The following is a 20,876-nucleotide window of genomic DNA, read 5'->3' on the forward strand; positions in this document are numbered from 1 at the left end:
CCTGTCTGATGGATGTGCTGCTCGCCAACCCGCGTGGATTCTGTGCCGGTGTCGATCGTGCGATCGAGATCGTCAAGCGCGCGATCGAAACGCTGGGCGCGCCCATCTACGTGCGCCATGAAGTGGTGCACAACCGCTTCGTGGTGGACGACCTCAAACAGCGCGGCGCGATCTTCGTCGAAGAACTCGACGAAGTGCCCGATGGCAACACGGTGATCTTCAGCGCCCACGGCGTTTCCCAGGCCGTGCGCCAGGAAGCGGACCGTCGTGGCCTGAAGGTGTTCGACGCCACCTGCCCGTTGGTGACCAAGGTCCACTTCGAAGTGGCGCGCCACTGTCGTGCCGGCCGCGACGTGGTGCTGATCGGCCACGCCGGTCACCCGGAAGTGGAAGGCACCATGGGCCAGTGGAAGCAGGAAGCCGGCAGCGGCACCATCTACCTGGTGGAAGATGTGGAGCAGGTGGCCACGCTGGAACTCAACCAGCCGGACAACTTCGCCTACACCACCCAGACCACGCTGTCGGTGGACGACACCCGCGGCATCATCGAAGCCCTGCGCACGCGCTTCCCGGCCATGCAGGGCCCGAAGAACGACGACATCTGCTACGCCACCCAGAACCGCCAGGACGCCGTGCGCGACCTGGCCAAGCGCTGCGACCTGGTGCTGGTGGTGGGCTCGCCGAACAGCTCCAACTCCAACCGCCTCAGCGAACTGGCGCGCCGTGATGGCGTGGAAAGCTACCTGATTGACGGCGCCGACGAGATCGACCCGGCGTGGGTGCTGGGCAAGAAGCACATCGGCCTCACCGCGGGTGCCTCCGCGCCGCAGGTGCTGGTGGATGGCGTGATCGAGCGGCTGAAGGAGCTGGGTGCCACCGGCGTCGGCGAGCTTGAAGGCGAACCCGAATCGATGGTGTTTGCGTTGCCCAAGGAGCTGAGGCTGCGCCTCATCAGCTGACGGTAGCGCCGGCCGTTGGCCGGCTGCCTTTCGATCAGGGGTCACGAACCCCTGGCGGATATCTTCGGAACGTTTAAACGCCGGAGGGATTGTGGCCGCCGGGGTCGCGCGCGGCTGGACGCTTGCGCCGCGCTGCGCGCGGTGTCCGGCCAACGGCCGGACCTACGAATTGTTACGTGCCCATCGGGAGCGGGATCAATCAACCATGCGCGCCGAACGTGCGACGAATGTTGGCCACCGGCTGGTAGGGTCGCATCCCGATCGACCGCCGATGACGACTCCCCACGCGGCGAAGGCATGACCTTTGGCCATGGGGCTGTGCCCCACGCAGGTCTAGCATCGATCCTTTCGTATGCCGGAACTGTCTTCGATGAAACTGCGTGCCGCCGTCCTCTCCGTGCTTCTCGCCGCCACTGCCACCGGCGTGCACGCGCAGACACCCCCGCCGCAGGACGTCGCCTTCCCGGGCACGCTGCGCATCGACGTGGACGCACGCGACATCGGCCGCCGCATCTTCAAGGTCAAGGCCACCGTGCCGGCCCAACCGGGCCCGCTCACCCTGCTTTACCCGCAATGGCTGCCCGGCGCACATTCCCCCAGCGGCCCCATCGACAAACTCGCCGGCCTCGTCGTCACCGCCAACGGCAAACCGCTGGCGTGGAAGCGCGACCCCTACAACGTCTACGCCTTCACCGTGGACGTCCCGCAGGGTGCCAATGAAGTCGTCGCCAACTTCAACTTCCTCTCCTCGCAGGGCGCAGGGCAGGGCCGCGTGGTGATGACCCCGGAAATGCTCAACCTGCAGTGGAACGCCAACTCGCTGTACCCGGCCGGCGTGATCACCCGCAACATCCAGGCCCAGGCCAGCGTCACCCTGCCGCCGGGCTGGGCCTACGCCACCGCGCTGGACACCGAGCGCCGCGATGGCGACACCGTGGTGTTCAAGCCCATCAGCTACGACCACCTGGTGGACTCGCCGCTGTTCGCCGGCCGCCACTACCAGCAGTTCGACCTCGACCCCGGCGCCAAGGTGCCCGTGCACCTCAACGTGTTCGCCGACGACGCCAAATCACTGGTGGCCAAGCCCGAACAGCTGCAGGCGCATCGCGCGCTGGTGCAGCAGATGTACAAGCTCTACGGCGCACGCCACTTCGACCGCTACGAATTCCTGCTCGCGCTCACCAGCAAGCTCGGCGGCATCGGCCTGGAGCACCAGCGCTCCAGCGAGAACAGCGGCGATACCGGCTACTTCACCGAGTGGGACAAGACCTGGCTCGGACGCGACCTGCTGCCGCACGAATTCAACCACTCCTGGAACGGCAAGTACCGCCGTGGCGCCGACCTGACCACCGCCAACTTCAACGTGCCCATGGGCGACAGCCTGCTGTGGCTGTACGAAGGCCAGACCCAGTTCTGGGGCCACGTGCTGGCCGCGCGTTCGGGCCTGTGGAGCACCGACCAGACCCGCGACATGCTGGCGAATGTCGCAGCCACCTACGATCGTGGGCGTCCCGGCCTGGCCTGGCGCAACCTGCAGGACACCACCAACGACCCCACCATCGCCCAGCGCCGCGCCCTGGCGTTCCGCAATTACCAGATGAGCGAGGACTACTACTCCGGCGGGCAGATGGTGTGGCTGGACGTCGAAGGCAAGTTGCGCGCCTTGACCGGCAACAAGCGCAGCATCGATGATTTCGCCAAGGCCTTCTTCGGCATGCACGACGGCGACTGGAACGTGAACCCGTATACGTTCGATGAAGTGGTCAGCACCTTGAACGGCATCGCCCCGTACGACTGGGCCAGCTTCCTGCGTGAGCGCCTGGACGGCCACGGCCCGCTCATCGGCGGGCTGGAAGCGGCGGGTTGGAAGCTGGTCTACACCGATACCCCGAACGATGCCTTCAAGGCGCAGGAAACCCGCGCCAAGAACACCAACCTGCTGTACTCGCTGGGCGTGGCCGTCACCGACGGCGGCGCCATCACCGACGTGCTGTGGGACAGCCCCGCTTTCAACGCCGGCCTGGCCCCGGGCATGAGCGTGCTCGCGCTCAACGGCCGCGTGTTCAAGGGCGAGGACCTGAAGGACGCCGTCGCCGCCGCCAAGACCGACAAGGCACCGCTCACCCTGCTGGTGCGCAACTTCGACCGCATTGACACCATCAAGCTCGATTACCACGGCGGCCTGCAGTACCCCTCGCTGCAGCGCATCGCCGGCAAGCCCGACCGCCTGGCCGAGCTCTGGAAAGCGCGATGAACCTGAGCCGCGACGTGCCGATTCTGCTGGCGGCGGTAGCCGCCATCATCGGCGCGTCGCTGGACGGCGACGGCCGCTGGCTGCACTGGATCGCCAAACCGCTGGCCACGCTGCTGATAGCAGCCATGGCGTTCCGTAGTGCCGACCGTTGGTCGGCAACCGACACACCCTCCGCCCACCGCACCTACGCCCGCGCGATCCTGCTCGGGATGGCGTTTTCCTGCATCGGCGACATCTTTCTGATGTTGCCCTTCGACGCCTTCGTACCGGGGCTGATCGCCTTCCTGCTCGCGCACGTCTGCTACATCGTCGCCTTCCGCGAAGGCTTCAGGGCAGGGCGGGGCATGCTGTTTGCAGCCGCATTGCTGGCCGTATTCGCCGGCATCAACCTGGCCGGCCTATGGCCGCTGCTTCCCACCGACCTGCGCATCCCGGTAGTGGTCTACGTGGTCGTGCTCGCGCTGATGGCTACACTCGCCCTGGCGCGTGCGTGGTCGAACAACGCAGCAACCCCATCCGCACCCACAAGCACCCGCTGGGCCGCAATCGGCGCAGTCCTGTTCGTCATCAGCGACTCCGTACTGGCGTGGGACCGCTTCGGCGGCGGCCTCCCAGCCGCAACCCTGTGCGTACTAAGCACCTACTACGCAGCGCAATACTGCATAGCCCGCTCGGTCCGATAACGGCTCGCCCGCACTTGGAGGGATGACTGGGGTCGGACGACTGGCATTGCTGCCTGCATGGCGCGGCTGTGGTGGGGGCTTTACCTGGGCTGCTGGCATGGCTCTGGTAGGGTCGGTTCCCAAACGACTGCCGACTTCGCCAATCACTGCTGTAACGCATGACCCCGGCCGGAGATGCGCTCTTCGCGTGATCACTCCCCGACATCGCCCGCCGACTCACACCGCTTCCCTTCATCACACAACCGATCCAACAACGCCAACGCCACCCCATTGCTCCACCCAAACCCATCCTGCAACGGATACTCACCGCCGCCGCCCCCGCCGGCCGACCCATCCACCACATACTTCTCCACCAGCTTCCCCTCACGGTCGTACACAGTCTGCACGGTCCGCAGGAACCGCACGCCAACCTGTCGCGCCAACGCATCCTGCTTGTAACGCTGCAACCCATCCACCGCCACCCACTGCAACGGCGCCCACCCATTCGGCGCATCCCACTGCTGCCCGGTGTTCTCCGTGGTGGTCAACAACCCACCCGCACGCACCAACTGTGCTTGCACCGCTTCGGCCGTACGCCGCGCCTGCACAGGGCTAGCCACCTGCAGCCACAACGGGAACAACGCTGCAGCCGTAAGCGCAGGGCGGGGCGTCCCGCGCTCCAGATCCCGATCCGCATACCACCCCTGCCGCTCATCCCACAGCAGCGCATTGATCGCCTGCTTGCGCCGTTCCGCCTTCCGCGCGAAATCCCGCGCCACAGAACGTTCCCCCGCCGCACGACTCGCCCGCGCAATCGTCGTCTCAAGATGGAACAGCAGACTGTTCAGATCCACCGGCACAATCTCGGTGGTATGGATGCTCCCCAGCTCCGCCGGATGCACCAACCACCGCGAACTGAAATCCCACCCCGATTCCGCCCCGGCCCGCAGATCGCGATACACCTGCGAAGGCGCGCGATCCGGCACCGTGGCCGCCGTAGCCAGATCATCCGTCCACGACTCGGTACGCGGCACTGCCCGCGCATCCCAGTACCGGTTGAGCAGGCTCCCATCATTCATCCGCACCACCCGCTCACTGGCCGCACCGGGCGCCAAACCCTCCGCCCCACGCATCCAGAACGCATGCTCGGTGCGCAGCTGCGGCAGATACCGGCGATACGCGTCATCGCCCTCATGCGTCGCCAGCAGATCCACCATCAAACTGAAGAACGGCGGCTGCGACCGGCTTAGGTAATAGCTGCGGTTGCCGTTGGGAATATGCCCGTACTGGTCCAGCTGCCAGGCAAAGTTGTCCACCATGTCGCGCACCTGCTGCCAGCGGCCACTGGAGGCCAGGCCAAGCAGGGTGAAGTAGCTGTCCCAGTAGTACACCTCGCGGAAGCGCCCGCCGGGCACCACATACGGCTTGGGCAGCGGCAGTAGCGAGCCGCGCGGGTCCACGGTGTCGGTGGTCCGGGTCAGCACCGGCCACAGCCCCTCGATATGCGCGCGCAGGGTTTCCCCGGCAGGTGGCACGTAGGCGGCTGACTCCGTGGGAACGGTGAAGTGCGTGGCCACGAAGGCGGGCAGGGCGTAGCCCGGCTGCGCCTGGGCCTTCCCCCATCCCGCCAACAGTGCGTCGGCATCCAGTTTCGGCACCGCATCGGCGAATGTTTTCTGGTCCTTGAACAGGTGGCCGCGCTGCACCTGCTGGAACAGGAGCTGCCACTGCTGGTCAGGCGGCGCAGGCACAGTGACCTCGGCCGCAGCCGTGGTGGCGAACAGCAATGAGGCGATCAGCAGGCCGGGCAGGCGGGCACAGGGGGGCATGCGGGGCCTCCAGATGATGGTCCACGCACTTTACGGGTGGTCACGTCAACGCGGGGTGGCTCGGGCTGAACCGTCGCGCCTCGATGCGCGATCTTCACGCAGTCAGACGAACCCGCTACCATCTCCCGTGGGCACGTCGCTGGGGAGCGTCGTGCCTTCAAGGATGTCGCTCATTCCAGTGTTGTTTGAGCCTGCCGGTCGGTGTGACCGGACTTCAGGGAGAGATCGTATGCGCAGCACGTTGTTGACGGCGGTTCTGCTGTTCGCAGTGCCGGGTATCGCAGTGAGTGCACCACAGGAACCGGCCAAACTGGTGGCGACCCATGGCTATGCCTATGCGTCGTTCTCCAAGGGCGGGCGCGATGTACTCGTTGTCAGCCCGGTGGGCAGCAAGCGCGAGATCCGTATCGACATGGCGGCCGCCGTTCCGGCCGTTGCCAGCATGCAGGCGCTGGGCATGTGGTTGCCGGCGGGCAACTATCGTATTACGGGATGGGGCTTTCTGCCGTGGAAGGACGGCCCGACCTTCGAGGTCAAGCCTGGCCGGGTCACGGATCTGGGCGACTACGTTGCCGTGAATGTGGGTGGTTACAAGACCGTGGTCGTCCCTCTCACCCATGACGAGCATCCGGGAAGGGTGGCCGCAGCGGCGCAACCGTTCGCCTCGCTGCTGACCGACCCCGTACCGCTCCGCCCTGCCACCTTGTCGCTGTCGCCGGCCATGGAGGCGGGTAATCCGGATACCGGGCTGGGCCCCATCGTCAATCTGCTGATGGCCTATGATCGCAAGGTCAACAAGACGTCCACGATTGAAGCGCTGACATCGGCCAAGGATCCTGATGCGTTTCTCCGCCTGATCCGAACAGTCACCGTACCGGTACAGGACGAGCCGGCCACTCTCGCCGACGGCACCATGTATTTCCCTGCCGACTTCGGGCAGCTGCGCAAGCGCACGCGGGACGGCCAGTGGAGCAACGTCGGCATGGACACCGTGCGCAAGATCATGGCGGTGGAGGCGTACGACGGACGCCTGGTTAGCGGGAGCGATGACGGCTACATCCGCGAAAGCCGCGATGGCGGCGCCACCTGGGCCGAGCTCGCGGCGCTGGGCAGCATGCGCTCGGTTGTGGACATCGATCACGCGGGCGGCCGCTGGGTCGTGACCACCGCAGAAAATGCCGATGCTTTTGTACCAGGGCGCATCCCGCTGGCGCCGCGACTGCAGCCACCGGCCAAGGCAGTGCGCCTTCGCGTGTACGTCGCGCAGCGCGATGACCTGGGTGACCTGACGCTCTCCCGCGAGTTGCCGTTGGAGGGAAAAGACATGTGGGGCTGGCTGGGCGCGCAGGGACAACTGGCGGGCAGCGACTACTATCTGTTGGCGGGCAACACGCCGCAGCGACTCGATCTGGCCACCGGGCGTTGGAAGTCCATCGCGCCCAGGGAGCGGACGTCCTCACTACGGGTCAACCCTTCCACGGGGGTGCTCGCGGCGCTCTGGAGCCAGGGAGCCTTCTCGAAGGTCTATTACTCGACGGATCGTGGCGAGAGCTGGCAGCAGATCGGCCGGCCGCCCTATGTCATCTACGATGTGCAGATGGATACCGCCGCCTCAGGCTGGGCGACTCGCTGGAACGTCAATACCTGGGGTGGGGTCTGGGAGCTCTATGCCTACTCGTCGCAGAAGAACGACTGGGACATGACCGGCGAAGCGCCTTTCAACTGCAAACCCATGCGAGTGGGTGTCGAGGCACCGGTGCTGTGCGTGGCCGCCGATTCCAGCATCTTCGCGCTGCGGGATGGCAGCTGGAAGGTCGAGTTCTCCGCGCAGTGAGGGGAGGGGGCAGGCTTGACCGCCCTGCGGCTCGGTAGGGCCCGTTCAGCCGGCCGGGGCGGTTCCGCCAAGGCAGATTGACCCCCGGCGCCCACCCCCTTAGAATTGCCTGCTCAGCCGGAATAGCTCAGTTGGTAGAGCGGCGCATTCGTAATGCGTAGGTCGTAGGTTCGATTCCTATTTCCGGCACCAGTTGCAGCAAAAGCCCCGGCCTTGGTCGGGGCTTTTCGTTTTCAGTGTTTCGACCTCACGGGACTACGTCGGAAACCGCCTCTTCAATTGCGCAAGGTCGCATTTGACCTGTCAAAAATGCTGCGCTCCTTGCAGTCACAATGACAGTTGACTGGCAGGTCCACCTAACATAGCATCCCGGCCAACAGAGCCAAATCCCCTCCTAACCCAGCGTCAGTGACGGTTTGGCCTTTTTTTTGCCTGAAATTCGGATCACCGGGACGTGACAGAAGCCAAGACACCCTTGCCTCTCCTCCGCTGGCAAAAGAGCCACCGTTGGAAGACGTCTGTACCGCCACGCTAGAGGCGTTCGCAGTGTCGCGGGAGACGATCCGCTCAATGCCAAACGGCCCAAAATCATCCGAAACACGTCAGCGCTTCACGGACGGGACGCTGGAACTGATGTCGGATATCTGACTCAACCCACAGGCCCCCAACGTTGCCGTCGTCCCAGAGATGTCGAACGCATGCTCAATTCGGGCTAAGGTTGGAATCTACTTCAAAGGGACATGACCACATGGGAAGCTTCTCACTCTGGCATTGGCTGATCGTGCTCGTCATGTTGGCGATCCCGGTTGCAGCAATCGTGGCCGTCGTCCTCTTCGTCAATTCCCGCCGCCGCCCCGGCAAGTGATGGAGAGGATTGCGCCAGCGGTCAACGCGTGCCCAAGTGAAAGTGGTGCTGTGCATGGCCACGGCTGCGTGCGTGGGTCCCGCCCGTTACGGGGCGCCAGGCAGTTTCAGTCTTTCGGATGACAACTGCATCAACCAGCGATTAAGCCTATTCCGCCGCCATGCTGACCCGGTTACGCCCGCCCGCCTTGGCCCGGTAAAGCGCCTCATCCGCACGCGCGATCAATTCGGCCAGCAGCGGCTGGTCACTCCCCGGCAGCGCCTCACCCAGCGCGGCCCCGATGCTCACCGTCACATTGATGCGCGCATCGCCAACATCAATCGGAGTAGCGGCCACGGCCTGGCGCATCCGTTCGGCCACCGCCGGCGCGTCCTCGACGGCAGGCGCCGCCAGCAGCGCGACAAACTCCTCCCCGCCAAAGCGCGCGAACAGGTCGCGCTCGCGCAGCGCCTCCCGGCAGCGCTTGGCTACTACCTTCAGCACTTCATCGCCCGCAGGATGACCGTGGCTGTCGTTGATTTTCTTGAAATGATCGACGTCGACCATCAGCACGGCCACCGAATGACCGGTGGCTTGGCGCGCGGCGATGATCTGCGCGGAGCGCTCCTCAAAGTGGCGCCGGTTGGGAATGCCGGTCAACGGGTCAGAGGCGGCCAGGCGGCGCAGCTCGGCGGCCATTAAAAGTTCGGCGGTCACGTCGGTGAACAGCCAGATGCGGCCGTATTCGCCGTTCCCCCGTACGGGATGGGTGTCCACCTCGATCGTGCGTTCGCCCAGCGCCCAGTTCAAGGTGGAAGCAAAACTGACATTGCCCACCTGCGCGCCGTAAGCCTGCTCAAGCTCGGCGTGGTTGTCGCACCGCTGCCGCAGGGTACGCATGGGTTCGGCAAGATCGCGCGCGCGGTGGTTACCGGGCGGGCAGCCCAGCAGGTCGGCGGCACGCTCGTTGATCACTGCGCTTACGCCGTCGCCTTCCATCAGCACGATGCCGGCGGGCACGCTCTCGACCAGATCGATGAACTGGTTCTGCACCGTTACTTCGCGCAGCTTTTCGCGCCGGGCAGACAGCAGCCGGGCCACGCTCGTGGCCAGCAGCGGAACCTGTGGGGTCAACTGCGTGGCGGACGGCTCGCCTTTCCACAGCACCAGCAGGCCGCTCAGCGGTGCGCCGAGGGATGGCGCGGGCACGAACAGCAGCCGCGCCGGTGGACCGTTCAATCCATGCAGCAGGGCCGTGGGCAGGCGGAATCCGGCGGCAGCGACGGGTTCCCCCGACCAGCCGTGCTCCAGGATGCCGCTACGGGCCAGGCTGAATCCGGAAAAAGGCATGGCCGGGAATGAAGCGGCCCAACCCGCCCAGCCATTGGCTTCAATCTCCACCGCCATGACCAGATCCGCACCGGACGCGAGCTGGGCGAAGTGGCACAGGCCGGCGAGGGCGTCGCTGTCGGTAGTGCTCATGCCACGTTGCCCGCCAGGCAGCGCTCGAGGATACGGACGACTTCATCGGGGGCGGTCATGTGCGGAAGATGCCCCTCGGCATCGATGATATCCAGCGTGGCGGTCGGAATGGCCGCTTCCAGCCAATGACCGACCTGCACCGGTACGGCCATGTCGACCGCGGTCTGGATCACGTGCACAGGTCGGGTCAGCTGCGCGGCCAGCGATCGCATATCGGAATTGAAGATCGTGCGCGAAGTATTGAGCGCGATGTCCGGGCGCATCTGGAACAGCGTGCGCGAGAAGTCGGCCACCACCTGCCCGTTGTCCACGCCTACCACCATCGGCGCGAACCCGGCCACCCAGGCCTGGTAGTTGGCGCTCATGCTGTCGAACAGGTTCTCCAGATCCGCTGCCTGGAAGCCGCCGGTGTAGCCGGTGTCATCCAGGTAACGCGGCGAGGCCCCCACGGTGACCAGCCGGTCGAACAGTTCCGGGCGGGCCACCGCGGCCACCGCACCGATCATGCCGCTCATGGAGTGGCCGACGTACACGCAGTCGCGCAGCGCCAGGTCGTCCATGATCTCCAGCAGGTCGTCGGCATAGCCGAACAACGAACCGTGCCGGTCGAAATCGTAGGTGTCCGCGCCGTTGGGTCCGCAACCGGCGAGGTCGAACGACACTACCTCGTAGCGCGCCTCGAACCACGGGCGCAGGGCGCTCCAGGCCGTCTGGTCGGTTCCGAAGCCATGGGCAAGGATGGCGACCTGACTGCCCTTGCCGCTACGGCGGCCATTGAATCTTTCAAAGCTGTTCACGCACATCCAGTCATGGGCATTCGGCAGCTGCCGATACTAGGCCAGGCTGGCATGCGGGTCCATGACACATCGGCGCGTGCCTGGGTTTCGACCGGCCGCTGTTAACCTTGGCGTCAGGGCCGCGGTCCGAGCGCGAACCGCGCCGTCAGACGCCCCAGGGAATGTCGGCCTCGCCGGCGGCCTGCTCGAATCGTGGGCGGCCGAACCAGTAGCCCTGCATCAGGCGGATGCCAAGATCGGAAAGGCATCGCGCCTCATCCGCGGTTTCGATTCCTTCGGCGATCACCTCGATATCCAGCTCGTCGCACATCGACATCACCCCGGCCACGATCGCGCGTCGTGACCGGCTATGGTCGATGCCGCGGATCAACGCCATGTCCAGCTTGACGATATCCGGGTGGAAATCGGCCAGCAGGTTGAGGCCGGCGAAGCCAGCGCCGAAATCATCAATCGCCGTCTTGAAGCCGATACGTTTGTACTCGCTCAGGATCTCGGCCAGCCATTTGCCGTCGCTGACCTGCTCGCCCTCCACGGTCTCAAAGATGATCCGCTCTACTGGAAAGCCATACCGCTCGGCCGCCTGCAGGGTGGAGCGAATGCATACTTCCGGCCGATAGATGGCATTGGGCAGGAAATTGATCGAAAGACAGGACGGCAGCTGCAACCCGGCCGCGATCCGGATGGCCTTTTCACGGCACGCTTGGTCGAACGAATACCGGTTCTCGGCGGTCACGCGCGACAGCACCGTGTCGGCAGGTTCGCCCGCCGGACCGCGTACCAGCGCTTCGTGCGCGAACACCTTGCGCGCCTGTATGTCGACGATGGGCTGGAACGCGTAGCTGAAGTCGAACGGCAGCGGCTCCGCATCACGGCACAAGGCACATCCGGCTCGTGAGGGGGGAGAGGGCATGCAGTGGGGTCCGTCTTCAGGTCAGGCAGGAAGCTTAGCCGATGCCTGATCAGGGGCATGTGGATGCTGCGCCGTTGGCGCCTGTCCTTCAAGCTGCATCCTCAACCGCTTGGCGCTGGTTCGCGCTTCCACCAGTCTCGACGTCCTTTCCCGGTGCGACGCGCACGCTCCCTGCGCTCCGCCTCCCGTTGCTCAAGGGGGGAGCGCTGGTCCGGCCCCATGAACAGGTGGCCAAACATCTCCGGGCGCTCGGCGCGGCGGTTCGGTGGTTCGTTGGGGGTGCTGTGGTCGTGAACTGTGCTCATGGCGCAGATCGTAGTGTCGGCCAGCGTCACAGGTTGAGACGGGCGGTGGCCATATGTCCCTCGCGCGCGGCTGACGCGGCCGCATCTCGCGATGCAATACGGCCGCTAAGTAAAAATACCGGCCGACCGACCGTGCCTTTGCTGAGGCGACATCGGTTGGCCCGGTGGAAGCTGGCATTCGTCAAGGCCAGCAGGGAAATCGAAGATGACGACCAGGATGTGGGACGCGGCTCCGGCTGTCGCTCTGGGTTTGATCCTCGCGCTGCTTCTTCCGGCATGCAACCGCGAGACCACGAGCACAACTCCCACCCCAGCACCTGCGGCTGCCGGCCCCGCGGAGCCGCCTGCAGCAACACCACCCAACATGCCGCCACCGAACCCGTGGCTGGCGGAGAGCGTCTACCCGACCTCCCACTTCAATCCAGCGGCAACCGATTCAGTGCTGATCGCAGGGCCCGTCGGCAGCAGGAACCTGACTGCGGCGGACGTAGCGACCGTGCCCACGCTGATCACCTCCAATCCCACCATGAAGCGGGTGGGCGGGGAGGTGATCGCCTTTGCCAGCGGTGCGGTAGGTGTGCAGAAGATCCGGGTGACCGGCGACGCGTTCGAGGCGGTGGGCGGACTCTTGCCTTACCCCGGCTTTGAAAAATCCGCCGCGATGGCTACGCCCACTGCGCTGGATGCCGCACTGACCCAGCTGGACGCCGCCTACCGGGCCAAGGACGAGACGAAGATTCTGGATGCGCTGAAAGGGCTGGGTGCCGCCGGCCTCAACATGGAAAGCGGCATCAACGGGGTGTACAACCTGTTTGATCGCGACGGCAATCACTACTGCGTGTACGGTGGCACCCACGTGCTCAAGACAACCGATGGCAATGTGGTCGGTGACCCGCCGCGGATCGTAAAGACGGCCGACGTAGCCAAGGGCCTGCCGGCAGACGTGGCCAAGTCGGTTACCCGCATCATCGGCCTGAACATGACCTACGACGGCTTCCTGGCGGCCGCCGCGCCGGGAGCGTTGATCATCCTGGACCGGGATCTGAACGTGAAGGCGTCAGTGACCTTCAATGGCGAGGCCGTCGACAACAGCATCGTGATCGATGAGAACAATGGCATCTACGTGGTCACCGAGAAGCACATGAACAAGGTGATCTGGAATGGGACCACATTGTCCACCGACGAAAAGGACGGCGCCTGGTCGTCCGCCTACGATTCCATGCCCGGCGAAAAAGCCTTGGCGATGGGTGCGATCTCGCGCGGCTCGGGCACCACCCCGACATTGATGGGATTCGGCAGCGACCCGGACAAACTGATCGTGATCGCCGATGCGGCTGAAACCGGCAGCAACGCAGTGGCGTTCTGGCGCGACGCGATTCCGGCAGGCTTCCAGCAAAAGCCGGGCACCCAGTCCAACCGTATCGCCGACCAGATCCGCATCGATATCAGCCAGATGACCATCGAGCCCTCACCCAATGTGTTGGGATACGGCGTCGCATTCCTCAACAGTACGTATCCCAAACCGCTTCCGGCGGGTCCGGGCAATGCGTTCACCGGCGGGATCACCCGGCCGGCGCCGATTGGCATACAGAAGTTCAACTGGAACCCGGACAAGGACGCGTTCGAGAAGGCCTGGATCAACCATGAGGTCGACAACACCGACATCATGGTGCCGGTGGTCTCGGCCGCAACCGGGCTGCTGTACGCCGCGCACAAGGACAAGGGCGTCTACCAGTATGTCGGCCTGGACTGGACGACGGGCGAGATCAAGTCGCGCTGGGTTTTCCCGGACGACAGCCGTCGTTGGAACGCCTTGGGTGGCATCACTACGGTCATGGATAACGGTGACCTGATGATCGGCGGGGTATTTGCCGTCAAGCGGCTCAAGATCGGCGGTGGTGGCACGACGGCGCGGCCGTAGCGGCCGTCAGCAGACGCTTGCGCCAGACCGGTTGCATGGGCGTTTCTATCCTGGACGGGGTTCTGGTCTACTGGGCATCACGCTTGCCCAAGGTTACCCCCATGAAAACCGCCGTGTTCAGCGCCCGCCCGTACGACCGCCGTTTCCTCGATGAAGCGAATGCGCGCGACCACGCGGGACAGGGGTTTGAGCTGGCCTATTTCGATGCGGCGCTGGACGCCACGACCGCCGGCCTGGCCCAGGGTTTCGATGCGGTCTGCGTGTTCGTCAACGACCGCCTGGACGCGCCCGTGCTGCAGGCCCTGCATTCGCTGGGGGTGCGGGCGATCCTGCTGCGCTGCGCGGGGTTCAACAATGTGGATCTGGTGGCTGCCGCGGAACTGGGGCTGTTGGTGGCCCGGGTGCCGGCATACTCGCCCGAGGCCGTGGCCGAGCATGCGCTGGCGCTGGTCATGACCCTCAACCGGCAGACCCACCGGGCCTACAACCGGGTGCGCGAGGGCAACTTCATGCTCGATGGGCTGTTGGGCCGCACCCTGCACGGCAAGACCGTAGGCATCGTGGGCACCGGCAAGATCGGGCTGGCGACGGCGCGTATTTTCAACGGGATGGGGTGCACCGTGCTGGGCAACGATCCTTACCCGTCGCCAGAGTTCTCGGCGGTGGGCCACTACGTGGCGCTGGAGGAACTGCTGGCCCGCTCGGACATCGTGTCGCTGCATTGCCCGCTTACGCCGCAGACCCATCACCTGATCAACGAGGAATCGCTGGGGTTGATGAAGCCCGGCGCCATGCTGGTCAATACCTCGCGCGGCGCCTTGGTGAACACCGATGCGGTGGTGCGCGCGCTGAAGTCGCGGCATCTCGGCCACCTGGCCATTGATGTGTATGAGCAGGAAAGCGCGCTGTTCTTCCAGGATCTCTCCGGCGAGATCATCGATGACGATCTCTTCCAGCGCCTGATGACCTTCCCGAATGTGCTGGTTACCGGGCACCAGGGCTTCTTTACGGTTGAAGCCCTGCAGGAAATCTGCAGCATCACCCTGCGCAACCTGTGCGATTTCGCCAGCGGGGCGGAATGCCAGAACAGGGTGGTTGCTGCCTAGGCTGGCCCGCAGGGCTCAGGCCAGCTTGTCGGGACAGGTTGCAACCATCGTCGCGCTGTTCTGCACCGGTACCCAGGAGCGTGAACTGCCGTTTCGCGTGGTTTCCATGTACTTCTCTGTCACCTGGTAGACACGGAGGTAGCCACTGCTCTTTCCGCACCACTGGCTTACCCGGGTCGATCCCGGCTGCCAGGGAGCATCCGTGGTTTTCGCAATCACGCTCGATCCGCCTGCATCGAGCGGGTAGGAGAATTGCTCGATAAGGCCGGAAATGCCCGGCTGTTTGATGGCGTCCAGATACTGGATGCCTGCGGCACGTGCCTCGGTGGATTCCGAGGCGGCCATTGTCTGGAAGGTCGCGGTGAGTCGCTCGACAAACGACGCCTTGTCGACGTCCGTTGAAATCTGCGTTACTGCGAGCGAGGTCTGTTCAACCGGTGCGGCGGCCGTGGCCGCCTGCGGAATCGAGCTCAGCAGAATCGTTCCAATCAAAAGCGAACCGCCAATCAACATTACGTTCATTGAGACTTCCTGGTGTCTGGACGCGGGAACGGCAGCTCGGACGCTAGGTCAGTATCTGGTGGCTGTCAATTAGTCCCAGGTTACCGATCTTCCACTTCGACATAGCGCACGACGGGCTTCTCGACATTCTCGCGGACGGGCGGATCGTCATTCCACAGCGGGCGCAGGAGAATCTGCCCGGGAGTGGCTTCGATTCTTACGTGCACGCCTACTTCGAACCCGAACTTGCGCAGCCAGGCGCCGCGCAGGGTCACCAAGGGGAGTGGGCCGAAGTGGTCGCGGTCCTGTTCGCCGATCTGGGGCACGGCGCGCACGTTGTGGTAGTAGCTGGGGGAATAGCTGGGTGCGCAGCGGGGTAGCAGCAGGACGACTTCTTCTTCGTCTTCGGGCCACTGGACGGGTTTGGGTTTCATCTTCGCTCCTCCAACAGGGAATGGCCCTCGCCGGTGAGGGCGAGGGCGTCGGGAGGTCAAAACCGTAAAAGCCAGACGGCGGGCGTATTCCCCCGTGAAGGGTCTTGTATTAACCACCCTCCCGACATGGGGCATCCTTAATTTTGGCCTTTTGGAGTTTTGATCTCCGTGGGCAACCTTGCACGCGGACGACGAAGAAGCGAAATCGTTTGTGTCTGTTGGGTTTGCGATTTCAGTAGGCTGTATCTACTGGTTGTCGGGTGTGGCACGGAAACGCGGGAATTGCGGCGTTTGTGTGTGAGCCAGGGCACAAAAATTATTGTTTCGCCGACGTGCATCATTTGGTTTGGAGGGTGGTTCGTGGCGTCGTAATCGGTCCGGTGGGCGCGGAGTGGCGGGTGGGGCGGGGGAGATCAAGAGCGGTGTTGATCAGGTTTCATGCGTTACCGGGTGTGGGGGGTGCAAGGGCGGTCGTTTGGGAACCGACCCTACGGCGCGTGGCGGCCCGGTGTCCGACGGACGTGTGCCCGGCCCGGCAGTCCGGTGTTCGTTCGGGGTGCACCCGGGTGCGCGCGAGGTCGGGTTCGGGTGGGTCGGGCGGCCGGGGAGGGCCGGTGACACCGATCGCTGCCGTGAACGATTCATGTCTATACATGTCGCTCCGGCTGTGCTGATCCGGGCGGTCTGCGCGCAGTGCGACAACGTGTCGCAGCCGTTTTCGCGCCTTTCCTGCGTCAGATCATTGTCAATGCCTTTCTTAAATGGTGCGTGACGGCATAAAATTAGGGGGCTGGCATGAACGTCCTCCGTGCCGCCCCCTTGGGAGCGGTACACCCGGCTTTGGCCGGAGGGGCGCGCTTGAGAAGGCATTCCCTACGCAATTGGATCGACCGATGATTCCGTTGAAATCCCTTGGGCGCTGGCTGCGCCCGGGCCTGCTGTTCGCGTTGTCCGTGTTCATGACGGGCTGCAGCTCGGCCATTCTGGCCCCGAAGGGCCAGGTCGGCCACGACCAGAAGACCCTTCTGATCACGGCCACCGTGCTGATGCTGCTGGTCGTCGTGCCGGTCATCATCATGACCCTCGCCTTCGCCTGGAAGTACCGTGCCTCCAACACCAAGGCCCGTTACGAGCCGAAGTGGTCGCACTCCACCGCGATCGAAGTGGTTGTCTGGTCGATCCCCTGCATGATCGTGCTGGTGCTGGCCGTGCTGACCTGGCGTTCGTCGCACTCGCTGGATCCGTACCGTCCGCTGGACTCGCAGACCAAGCCGGTGGTGATTGAAGCCATTTCGCTGGACTGGAAGTGGTTGTTCATCTACCCGGAAGAGAACATCGCGACGGTCAACGAAATCACCTTCCCGGTGAACACCCCGCTGAACTTCAAGATCACGTCCGATTCGGTGATGAATGCCTTCTTCATCCCGCACCTGGGCAGCATGATCTACTCGATGACCGGCATGGAGACCAAGCTCCATCTGATCGCCAACGAGACCGGCACCTTCCCGGGCATGTCCTCGCACTACAGTGGCGCGGGCTTCAGCAAGATGCATTTCGACGCCAACTCGGTGACCGAAGCCGAATACCAGGCATGGCTGGCCAAGGTGCGTGCGCAGAGCACCCCGATGGACCAGGCCGCCTTTGGCGCGCTGGTGGCCGAGAAGAACCACGACTGGCACCCGGTGACCTACTTCGGTACCACCGAAACCGGTCTGTTCGACTGGGTCGTTGCCCGCCACATGGGTGACAACCAGCACTACGGCATGGACCACAAGGCCATGGATCACAAGGGCATGTCGCACGGCGCTGCGGGCGAAAGCCACGAAGGCCACGAGATGCCGGCCGGTGCCCATGACATGCCGGCCGACCATGCCGAACACACTGCAGACGAGCACGCCGCCGCCGGTCACGCCGGCCACGCAGGCTCGGGAGAATAAGCATGAATCCGTTGGGCAAACTGACATTCGCTGACATCCCGCACGACCCGATCATCATCTCCACGCTGGTTGGCGCGGGGATCGGTGGCCTGCTCGTGCTGGCCCTGATCACCAAGTTCAAGCTGTGGGGCTATCTCTGGAAAGAGTGGTTCACCTCGGTTGACCACAAGAAGATCGGCGCGATGTACCTCATCGTCGCCTTCGTCATGCTGCTGCGCGGCTTTGCCGACGCCATCATGATGCGTACCCAGCAGGCCATCGCCGCCAACGGCGCCGAAGGCTTCCTGCCGCCGCACCACTACGACCAGATCTTCACCGCCCACGGCGTGATCATGATCTTCTTCGTGGCGATGCCGCTGATCACCGGCCTCATGAACGTGGTGGTGCCGCTGCAGATCGGCGCGCGCGACGTGGCCTTCCCGTTCGTCAACTCGCTCAGCTTCTGGCTGTTCGTGGCAGGCGCGGGCCTGGTGATGATCTCGCTGGGCGTGGGTGAATTCGCGCAGACCGGCTGGCTGGCCTTCCCGCCGTTGTCGGGCAAGGAGTTCAGTCCAGGGGTAGGTGTGGATTACTACATCTGGGGCCTGCAGGTAGCAGGTCTAGGCACGACACTGAGCGGTATCAACTTCTTCATTACCATCCTGAAGATGCGTACCCCGGGCATGAAGCTGATGCACATGCCGGTGTTCACCTGGACCGCTCTGGTCACCAACGTGCTGATCATCGCCGCCTTCCCGGTGCTGACCGTCACCCTGGTGCTGCTGACCCTGGACCGTTACCTGGGCACGCACTTCTTCACCAATGACGGTGGCGGCAACGCCATGCTGTACATCAACCTGATCTGGATCTGGGGCCACCCGGAAGTCTATATCCTGGTGCTGCCGGCCTTCGGCGTGTTCTCCGAAGTGATCGCCACGTTCTCGCGCAAGGCGCTGTTCGGCTACAAGGGCATGGTGTACGCCACGGCCACCATCGGCGTGCTCTCGTTCATCGTGTGGCTGCACCACTTCTTCACCATGGGTTCGGGTGCCAACGTCAATGCCTTCTTCGGCATCACGACGATGATCATCTCCATTCCCACCGGCGTGAAGATCTTCAACTGGCTGTTCACCATGTTCCGCGGCCGCGTGCAGTTCACCAGCCCGGTGCTGTGGACGATCGGCTTCATGGTCACCTTCACCATCGGCGGCATGACCGGCGTGATGCTGGCGATCCCGGCCATCGACTTCGTGCTGCACAACAGCCTGTTCCTGATCGCCCACTTCCATAACGTCATCATCGGCGGCGTGGTGTTCGGCATGTTCGCCGGCATTACCTACTGGTGGCCGAAGATGTTTGGCTTCCGCCTCAACGAGGCCTGGGGCAAGCGCGCGTTCTGGTGCTGGTTCATCGGCTTCTACGTGGCCTTCATGCCGCTGTACATCCTGGGCTTCATGGGCATGACCCGCCGCATGCAGAGCTACCCGAACCCGGAATACCAGCCGCTGCTGGTCATTGCGATGGTCGGTGCGTTCATCATCGGCGCCGGCATCCTGTGCCAGATCATCCAGGTGGCCGTGTCCATCCGCGACCGCAAGAAGACCGCCGACCTGACCGGCGATCCGTGGGATGCCCGTACGCTGGAGTGGGAAACCTCTTCGCCGCCGTCGTTCTACAACTTCGGTTCGCTGCCCAAGGTGACCGAGCTGGACGACTTCTGGGAACGCAAGCAGCGTGGTGAGGCGTGGGAACGCCCGGCCAAGTACACCGACATCCACATGCCGCGCAACACCGGTACCGGTGTGGTGATTGGTGCCTTCAGCCTGGTCTTCGGCTTCGCGATGATCTGGCACATCTGGTGGCTGGCCATCGTTGGCCTGGTCGGCATGATCGGCACCTTCATCTGGCGCACCTTCGACAAGGACGTGGATTACTACGTGCCGGCTGCCGAAGTGGAGCGGATCGAAAATGAGCACCGCCGTCACCTGCAGGCGCAGGGTCTGGTGAAATCGGAGTTGCAGGCATGAGCAGCACTATCGCCAACAACGTGAACCACGGGCACGCCGCACACGCGGCGGCCCATGGCCATGATGACCACGAACACCACGACACCGGCGAGAACACCGTCTTCGGTTTCTGGGTGTACCTGATGAGCGACTGCCTCATCTTCGCCAGCCTGTTCGCGACCTACATCGTGCTGGCCGGCGGCACCAACGGTGGCCCGGGTCCGAAGGACCTGTTCGACCTGACCTTCGTCGCGTGGGAAACCACGCTGCTGCTGGTGTCCTCGCTGACCTTCGGCCTGGGCATGATCGCGCTGCACAAGCACAAGGTTGGCCAGATGTACCTGTGGCTGGGCCTGACCTGGCTGCTGGGCTTCGGCTTCATGGTCATGGAAGTGTGGGAGTTCAACCACCTCATCCATGAGGGCTTCGGTCCGGACCACAGTGCGTTCCTGTCGGCGTTCTTCGCGCTGGTGGGCACCCACGGCCTGCACGTGAGCGCCGGCCTGCTGTGGCTGCTGATCATGTTCATCCAGATCAAGCAGAACGGCCTGACCCCGACCAACAAGACCCGCATGGCGTGCCTGAGCCTGTTCTGGCACTTCCTGGACCTGATCTGGATCGGCGTGTTCTCCGTCGTCTACCTGAAGGGAGCGCTGTAATGGCACATGACACTCACGCACACGACCACGGCCATGGCGCCGCGGGCGAAAGCCACGGCAGCGTCAAGTCGTACCTGGTCGGTTTCCTGCTGGCCGCCGTCCTCACCATCATCCCGTTCTGGGCGGTGATGAAGGGTGGCCTGCCGGTCTTCACCACGGGCGTCATCATCGTGGTGGCGGCGATCCTGCAGATCTTCGTGCACCTGATCTTCTTCCTGCACCTGAACCGCTCGTCCGAACAGCGCTGGAACGTCAGCGCGGCGGCCTTCACCGTGGTGGTGATCGGCATCATCGTCGCCGGCACGCTGTGGGTCATGCACAACATGAACGTGCACATGATGCATTGACCCTTCGCGGGTGATGCAAACGAAGAGGCCGCCCGGAAGGGCGGCCTTTTTTTTGCAACCTGCATTGTGGACAACATGCCCCGGACGGCAACACGTCCCGGACGGCAACG

The 20,876-nt window shown here is 64.1% G+C and carries 16 protein-coding genes and 1 tRNA gene; 11 read left to right on the forward strand and 6 right to left on the reverse strand.

All coding sequences use genetic code 11. The features are described 5' to 3' along the window. Nucleotides 1-8: 8 nt before the first annotated feature. The 3 genes from ispH to SOM39_RS15525 all read left to right on the forward strand — a co-directional run bounded on the left by ispH (nucleotide 9) and on the right by SOM39_RS15525 (nucleotide 3,896). Entirely contained in the window at nucleotides 9-959 is a 951-nt protein-coding gene (ispH, locus tag SOM39_RS15515) for a 4-hydroxy-3-methylbut-2-enyl diphosphate reductase (protein ID WP_093533089.1), read from the forward strand. A gap of 370 nt (nucleotides 960-1,329) precedes the next feature. Beyond that, the gene (locus SOM39_RS15520; RefSeq protein ID WP_320458840.1) at nucleotides 1,330-3,213 is read left to right on the forward strand and encodes a peptidase M61; all 1,884 of its coding nucleotides are present in this window, start codon (nucleotides 1,330-1,332) and stop codon (nucleotides 3,211-3,213) included. Then, complete coding sequence (locus tag SOM39_RS15525) at nucleotides 3,210-3,896, forward strand: lysoplasmalogenase (RefSeq protein WP_320458841.1); 687 nt, start codon at nucleotides 3,210-3,212, stop codon at nucleotides 3,894-3,896. Before SOM39_RS15520 ends, SOM39_RS15525 begins: the two co-directional genes overlap by 4 nt. A gap of 191 nt (nucleotides 3,897-4,087) precedes the next feature. Here SOM39_RS15525 and treA read toward each other — a convergent pair whose 3' ends face one another. Continuing rightward, a complete protein-coding gene (treA, locus tag SOM39_RS15530) occupies nucleotides 4,088-5,704 on the reverse strand; it encodes an alpha,alpha-trehalase TreA (protein ID WP_320458842.1) in 1,617 nt (538 codons plus the stop codon). A 229-nt stretch (nucleotides 5,705-5,933) separates the two neighbouring features. Here treA and SOM39_RS15535 point away from each other — a divergent pair, with 229 nt between their 5' ends. Together SOM39_RS15535 and SOM39_RS15540 are read left to right on the forward strand one after the other, a co-directional pair. Beyond that, on the forward strand, nucleotides 5,934-7,538 hold the full coding sequence (locus tag SOM39_RS15535) for a hypothetical protein (protein ID WP_320458843.1): 1,605 nt from the start codon (nucleotides 5,934-5,936) through the stop codon (nucleotides 7,536-7,538). Nucleotides 7,539-7,654: 116 nt separating this feature from the next. After that, a tRNA-Thr gene (locus SOM39_RS15540) sits at nucleotides 7,655-7,730 on the forward strand. Nucleotides 7,731-8,550: 820 nt separating this feature from the next. Here SOM39_RS15540 and SOM39_RS15545 read toward each other — a convergent pair. The 3 genes from SOM39_RS15545 to SOM39_RS15555 all read right to left on the reverse strand — a co-directional run bounded on the left by SOM39_RS15545 (nucleotide 8,551) and on the right by SOM39_RS15555 (nucleotide 11,571). Further along, complete coding sequence (locus tag SOM39_RS15545; RefSeq protein ID WP_320458910.1) at nucleotides 8,551-9,789, reverse strand: GGDEF domain-containing protein; 1,239 nt, start codon at nucleotides 9,787-9,789, stop codon at nucleotides 8,551-8,553. Nucleotides 9,790-9,860: 71 nt separating this feature from the next. Beyond that, on the reverse strand, nucleotides 9,861-10,667 hold the full coding sequence (locus SOM39_RS15550) for an alpha/beta hydrolase (protein WP_320458844.1): 807 nt from the start codon (nucleotides 10,665-10,667) through the stop codon (nucleotides 9,861-9,863). 139 nt (nucleotides 10,668-10,806) lie between these two features. Next, on the reverse strand, nucleotides 10,807-11,571 hold the full coding sequence (locus SOM39_RS15555; protein ID WP_320458845.1) for an EAL domain-containing protein: 765 nt from the start codon (nucleotides 11,569-11,571) through the stop codon (nucleotides 10,807-10,809). A gap of 510 nt (nucleotides 11,572-12,081) precedes the next feature. Here SOM39_RS15555 and SOM39_RS15560 point away from each other — a divergent pair. Together SOM39_RS15560 and SOM39_RS15565 are read left to right on the forward strand one after the other, a co-directional pair. After that, nucleotides 12,082-13,797, forward strand: a complete 1,716-nt coding sequence (locus SOM39_RS15560; protein WP_320458846.1) for a hypothetical protein — start codon at nucleotides 12,082-12,084, stop codon at nucleotides 13,795-13,797. Between the two features lie 101 nt (nucleotides 13,798-13,898). Continuing rightward, entirely contained in the window at nucleotides 13,899-14,903 is a 1,005-nt protein-coding gene (locus SOM39_RS15565) for a 2-hydroxyacid dehydrogenase (protein WP_320458847.1), read from the forward strand. A 15-nt stretch (nucleotides 14,904-14,918) separates the two neighbouring features. On the opposite strand, the gene SOM39_RS15570 is transcribed toward SOM39_RS15565, so the two are convergent. Both SOM39_RS15570 and SOM39_RS15575 read right to left on the reverse strand, forming a co-directional pair. Further along, complete coding sequence (locus tag SOM39_RS15570; RefSeq protein ID WP_320458848.1) at nucleotides 14,919-15,425, reverse strand: hypothetical protein; 507 nt, start codon at nucleotides 15,423-15,425, stop codon at nucleotides 14,919-14,921. A gap of 80 nt (nucleotides 15,426-15,505) precedes the next feature. Then, nucleotides 15,506-15,838, reverse strand: a complete 333-nt coding sequence (locus tag SOM39_RS15575) for a SymE family type I addiction module toxin (protein ID WP_179197313.1) — start codon at nucleotides 15,836-15,838, stop codon at nucleotides 15,506-15,508. A gap of 893 nt (nucleotides 15,839-16,731) precedes the next feature. On the opposite strand from SOM39_RS15575, the gene cyoA reads away from it, so the two are divergent. From cyoA to cyoD, 4 genes are read left to right on the forward strand one after another with little or no spacing between them, the layout of a single operon-like run. Next, on the forward strand, nucleotides 16,732-17,775 hold the full coding sequence (cyoA, locus tag SOM39_RS15580; RefSeq protein WP_068850252.1) for a ubiquinol oxidase subunit II: 1,044 nt from the start codon (nucleotides 16,732-16,734) through the stop codon (nucleotides 17,773-17,775). Nucleotides 17,776-17,777: 2 nt separating this feature from the next. Further along, on the forward strand, nucleotides 17,778-19,781 hold the full coding sequence (gene cyoB / locus SOM39_RS15585; protein ID WP_068850255.1) for a cytochrome o ubiquinol oxidase subunit I: 2,004 nt from the start codon (nucleotides 17,778-17,780) through the stop codon (nucleotides 19,779-19,781). Next, on the forward strand, nucleotides 19,778-20,419 hold the full coding sequence (gene cyoC, locus SOM39_RS15590) for a cytochrome o ubiquinol oxidase subunit III (protein ID WP_068850257.1): 642 nt from the start codon (nucleotides 19,778-19,780) through the stop codon (nucleotides 20,417-20,419). Before cyoB ends, cyoC begins: the two co-directional genes overlap by 4 nt. Further along, nucleotides 20,419-20,766 (forward strand): cytochrome o ubiquinol oxidase subunit IV, encoded by a 348-nt coding sequence (gene cyoD, locus SOM39_RS15595; protein WP_093533106.1) that lies wholly within the window; start codon nucleotides 20,419-20,421, stop codon nucleotides 20,764-20,766. The genes cyoC and cyoD overlap by 1 nt, the downstream gene beginning before the upstream one ends. Nucleotides 20,767-20,876: the final 110 nt, after the last annotated feature.

The sequence above is a fragment of the Stenotrophomonas sp. CFBP8994 genome (genome assembly GCF_034044835.1).
Lineage (GTDB): Bacteria > Pseudomonadota > Gammaproteobacteria > Xanthomonadales > Xanthomonadaceae > Stenotrophomonas > Stenotrophomonas rhizophila_A.